The sequence below is a fragment of the Kitasatospora sp. NPDC059571 genome (assembly GCF_042735675.1).
GTDB lineage: Bacteria > Actinomycetota > Actinomycetes > Streptomycetales > Streptomycetaceae > Kitasatospora.
Genome location: NZ_JBHWBW010000590.1, coordinates 1 through 4,254 on the forward strand (window position 1 = coordinate 1; position 4,254 = coordinate 4,254).

Sequence of the window (4,254 nt, forward strand, 5' to 3'; positions counted from 1 at the left end):
GCGTGCCGGGCACCGCCGTCGGTGGCGCTCCGTGCGTGGTGCGGCCGGTGGCCGTGGGCGGCTCAGGGACCGACGGGCTGCGGACGGCCGATCCGGTCGGTGACCGAGACCACCCCGTCCACCGAGGCGGCCAGGCGCACCAGGACCGGGGCCAGCTCGGCGCGTGCGACCTCCCCGCTGAGCACGACCCGGCCCTGGTCCACCTCGACGCCGACGGGGGCCGGGCTGACCCCGGCCACCTGCCCGAGGACCTCCTCGATGATCTCCGCGCGGATCGCCGGGTCGTCGCGGAGGAAGACCCGGAGCAGGTCCGCGCGGGCGACGACTCCCACCAGACGGCCGTCCGCGTCGATCACGGGGAGTCGCTTGACGCCGCGGCCGTGCATCATCCGTGCGGCCGCGACCACACTGACCTCGCCGGTCGTGCACACCGCCGGTGCGGACATCAGGTCCGAGGCCGTCAGCGGGGCGCTGGGCGGTGGCGGTGGCCCCGGCCGCAGCCCGGTCGGATCCTCCTGGGACTCCTCGGTGCGCAGCAGATCGGCCTCCGACACCACGCCGAGCGGCCGGCCGTCGCCGTCCACCACGGGGACGGCCGTGATGCCGTACTCGTCGAGGACGGCCACGATCTCGCGGAACCCGGTACCCGGCGCGACGCTGACGGCCGGAGTCGTCATCACGTCCCGGACGGTGCGGTGGCGCATGGTCCTCTCCTCCTTCGGGAACGGCCGGGTTTCCGCTTCCGCCTCCACGGTGCGGTCGGGCACGCGGGACGGCAAGGGCCCCTGGGGCCGCGGGCAGGGCCGTCCGGCTCATGGTCACCGGCCGGCCGGTGCCCGTACCCGGGTCCGGCCGTCGCCGTCCGTCCCGTCCGGGGAGGCGGCCGGCGCAGCCGGGCCGGTGCCGGTGCCCCGCAGGATGTCCGGGACGACCCACCGCGCGCTCGTCGGCCGTGCCGCAGCAGGCGTGCGACCTCCCGGTCGACGGTGCGCCGGGTGTTCTCGGAGTACGGGCGGCCCGGTCCCTCCGGCCGCTCCTGACCGCCGTCCGCCCGGCGGCGTACCCCACCGGGCCCAGCTCGGCCGGGAGGCCGAATTCCCGCGCGAGTCGTGCTCGGTTGGGCCGGACGGTGCGGGCCGGCGGGCGTTTCGGCCCAGGCGGGCGCGGCCGATGCCCGCTAGCGTCGGTGTGGGCGCGAGGTGCCGCGGCACACGGTGCCGGGGCTGCTGCCCGCCGACAGTTCCGACCTCCCGGCCGGGCTCACAGGAACGCTGCGAAGGACGCTGCCATGTCATCCCCTCGCTCGACCCAGGCGCCGGAGTTGCAGGTCAGCACCAGTGGGGACGTGTCCCCGGCGACCGCCGAACTCGCCCGCGCCAAGGTCCTGGACCTGCTCGCCCCGGTACGCGAACCGGTGCTGTCCGCACGGGTACGGCTCACCCGGATGCGCAACCCCGGGCTCGACCGCCCCGCGCTGGCGCAGGCGACCGTGGACCTCGACGGCAGAATCGCCCGTGCACACGTCGCCGCCCCGACGATGGGCGAGGCGATCGATCTGCTCCACGACCGCTTGGCGCTCCAGCTCACGAGACTCCGCCACGACCGGGAGGCGCGGCGCACCGGTGGTCCCGGTGCCCGCCCCCACGAGTGGCGGCACGGCGACGAGCGGTCGGACCGGCCGCGCTACCGGCCGCTGCCGCGGGAGGACCGCCGGATCGTCCGTCGGAAGTCGTTCCCGCTCGCGTGCGAGAGGGCGGACGAGGCGGCCCTCGAACTGGAGACCATGGACTACGACTTCCACCTGTTCACCGAGCTCGGCTCGGGCGAGGACAGCGTCATCTACCGCTTCGGCGCCGGCCCCTACCGACTCGCGCAGGTACATCCGCGGCCGGAGGCGCTGGCTCCGTCTGACCTGCCGATGACGGTACTGACCGCGCCCGCTGCGCGGATGACCGAGGAGCAGGCGGCGGACCAGCTCGACGCGACCGGCTATCCGTTCGTCTTCTTCGCCGACGCGGCCACCGGCCGGGGCAACCTGCTCTACTACCGCTACGACGGCCACTACGGCCTCATCAGCCCGGCGGGCGAACGGCGGCCCCCGCAGGAGCCGGGGTCCTGACCGCCCAGTACGGCAGCGCTGCCCCCGCGCACACGGCGGTGCCGCCCGACCGTGAGGCCGGGCGGCAGGCGTCCGAACGTCAGTGGGCGGTGCCCTGAGCGATCTTGATCCGGCGGGAAGGCTTCTCCACCTGTCCGACCGGACACGTCACCGTCAGCACGCCCCGGTCGAACGCGGCGGTGATGTCCTGCTCGCGCACCCCCTCGGGCAGCCGCACACTGCGGGTGAAGGAGCCGTACCGGAACTCCGACCGCTGCTTCTCCTTCGTCTCCTCGGTGCGCTCGGCCCTGATGGTCAGCACGCCGCCCTCGACGGTGATCTCGACGTCCTTCTCGGGGTCCATCCCGGGGAGCTCGGCCCGCACCGTGTAGATCCCGTCGCTCTCGGACTCCTCGACGCGGATCATGTGCTCACCCATCCGCAGATCGACGGGGAAGTCCTCGAACCAGTCCGAGAACGTCGGCCACCAGTGCGGCGCCCGACGGTGCATCATCTCGCCGGCCATGGCGATCCTCCTTGCATTCGGGCCTTCCCTGTCCCCCGGGTCGGAAGGCCGGTGGCTCCGGCAGGCCCGGGCGGATCGCCGACGCGTCCGCCGGGGGCCTCTTCAGCGTGTGATCGGGTCGTCGGACCTCCGCGTCAGGGGGCCACGGCCACGGATGATCACGACGGGGCAGGGTGCGTGCTGGGCGCAGTGCTGGCCCACCGATCCGAGGAGGGCCCCGGCGAAGCCGCCGATGCCCCGACTGCCCACCACCAGCAGCGCCACGTCCTCGTCGGCTGCCGCTGCGAGCAGGACCTGGGCGGGCGTCCCCTCGGCCGCCCGGGCGCGCACGTCCACGCGCGGTTCGGCCCCCAGCACCTTGTCGATGTTCTCGGCCAGGACCTTCTCCGCCAGGAGGCCGAGCTCACGATCCTCGGCGACCGATACGTCACCGCCCCATCCGGAGAAGGGCGGCTCCCAGGCCATCACCGCCTCCACGGCGGCGCCCGTCAGTTCCGCGTGCCGTGCCGCCCAGCGCAACGCCTGCCGGGCCTGCTCGGAGCCGTCCACGCCGACGACGATCCGCTCGGAACTCTGGTTGTGGGCCATGGTGTGTCCCTCCGGTCGGGGCGAGCGGCACTGCCCTCGTACACCGGTTCGGCGGTCGGCCCGGCACCGCCGGGCGCGTCCCGTGCCGGTGGTGTCAGGAGTGCGGCGCCGAATCGTTCGCCGTGGCATCGGTCCGCCCGGCGCGGAGCAACTGCTGCCCGAGCTCGACCAGGGCACGGCCGGCGGCGTACTCGTCACCGATCTCCGGAAGGGGCGGATCGTGCGGGTTGCGCCGGGAACTCGTCCGGCTCTCGAGCCTGTTGTCGCCGGTGTCGAGCACGGCGTGCACCCTCGTGGTGTCGTCCTCCTCGAACAGGTCGAGCCGCAGAACCCAGGTCCTGGTGCGCAGCCAGCCGCTCGTCGTCTTCTCGGTCATGTCGGGATGCCTCCTGGAACGGCCGGACAGCCGGACCACCTCCAGCTTGACCCGTAACCCGGCCCGCCGATGGGGCCGTTCGGCCCACGGCACGGCGGCGTACGGGCCGACGGCCCGGCCCCTTCCGCCTCCCCGCGGCCCGATGGAGCGTGGCGCACGATGGAGGAGGGGCCGGGCCGCCACTCCGGCGGTCCGCGACCTCCGTGGACGGTGACCCCATGCACGGCCGCGCTCCGATCGAGGGTCCTGCGTCCGGGCAGGCCGACCGGGACGCCCGGGCCCTGACCTGGCAGGCTGCCAGGGACCTGCTGGACGGCCTGCCCGGACGGCGGGGGCTGAACATCGCGCACGAGGCCGTCGACCGCCACGTCGCGGCGGGCCGCGGTGGCCGCGGCGCGCTCCGCTGCGTGGCGGGCGACGGCACCGTGACCCCGGTGACGTACGAGGAGCTGGCGTTGCGCAGCAACCGGTTCGCCGACGCGCTGGGGGCGCTGGGAGTCGGCCGGGGGGAGCGGGTCGCCTCCCTGCTCGGTCGCTGTGCGGAGCTCTACGTGCGGCTGCGAGGCCCGCGGACGGCCGGGTGCGGGCGACCCCGCTGGCCCGGCGCACCGCCGCGGAGGCGGGCATCGATCTGGCCGGTGTACGGGGCACGGGTCACGACGGCAC

The 4,254-nt window shown here is 74.8% G+C and carries 6 protein-coding genes and 1 pseudogene; 3 read left to right on the forward strand and 4 right to left on the reverse strand.

Going from position 1 to position 4,254, the window contains the following annotated elements; genetic code table 11:
* Positions 1–62 precede the first annotated feature (62 nt).
* Positions 63–704, reverse strand: a complete 642-nt coding sequence (locus ACFV0G_RS36105; RefSeq protein WP_380557059.1) for a CBS domain-containing protein — start codon at positions 702–704, stop codon at positions 63–65.
* Positions 705–1,288: 584 nt separating this feature from the next.
* Between ACFV0G_RS36105 and ACFV0G_RS36110 the strand changes: the two genes are divergently transcribed.
* A complete protein-coding gene (locus ACFV0G_RS36110; RefSeq protein ID WP_380557061.1) occupies positions 1,289–2,119 on the forward strand; it encodes an HPF/RaiA family ribosome-associated protein in 831 nt (276 codons plus the stop codon).
* A gap of 79 nt (positions 2,120–2,198) precedes the next feature.
* Here the strand turns inward: ACFV0G_RS36110 and ACFV0G_RS36115 are convergent, their stop codons facing one another.
* The 3 genes from ACFV0G_RS36115 to ACFV0G_RS36125 all read right to left on the reverse strand — a co-directional run bounded on the left by ACFV0G_RS36115 (position 2,199) and on the right by ACFV0G_RS36125 (position 3,588).
* A complete protein-coding gene (locus tag ACFV0G_RS36115) occupies positions 2,199–2,624 on the reverse strand; it encodes an Hsp20/alpha crystallin family protein (protein WP_380557063.1) in 426 nt (141 codons plus the stop codon).
* A gap of 102 nt (positions 2,625–2,726) precedes the next feature.
* A complete protein-coding gene (locus tag ACFV0G_RS36120) occupies positions 2,727–3,212 on the reverse strand; it encodes a universal stress protein (RefSeq protein ID WP_380557065.1) in 486 nt (161 codons plus the stop codon).
* A 94-nt stretch (positions 3,213–3,306) separates the two neighbouring features.
* A complete protein-coding gene (locus ACFV0G_RS36125; RefSeq protein ID WP_380557067.1) occupies positions 3,307–3,588 on the reverse strand; it encodes a dsRBD fold-containing protein in 282 nt (93 codons plus the stop codon).
* A 218-nt stretch (positions 3,589–3,806) separates the two neighbouring features.
* On the opposite strand from ACFV0G_RS36125, the pseudogene ACFV0G_RS36130 reads away from it, so the two are divergent.
* Positions 3,807–4,085: pseudogene (locus tag ACFV0G_RS36130) on the forward strand (acetate--CoA ligase); the annotation flags it as partial.
* Positions 4,086–4,168: 83 nt separating this feature from the next.
* Positions 4,169–4,254, forward strand: an 86-nt coding sequence (locus ACFV0G_RS36135) for an E3 binding domain-containing protein (protein ID WP_380557069.1), incomplete at its 3' end; no start/stop codon positions are given.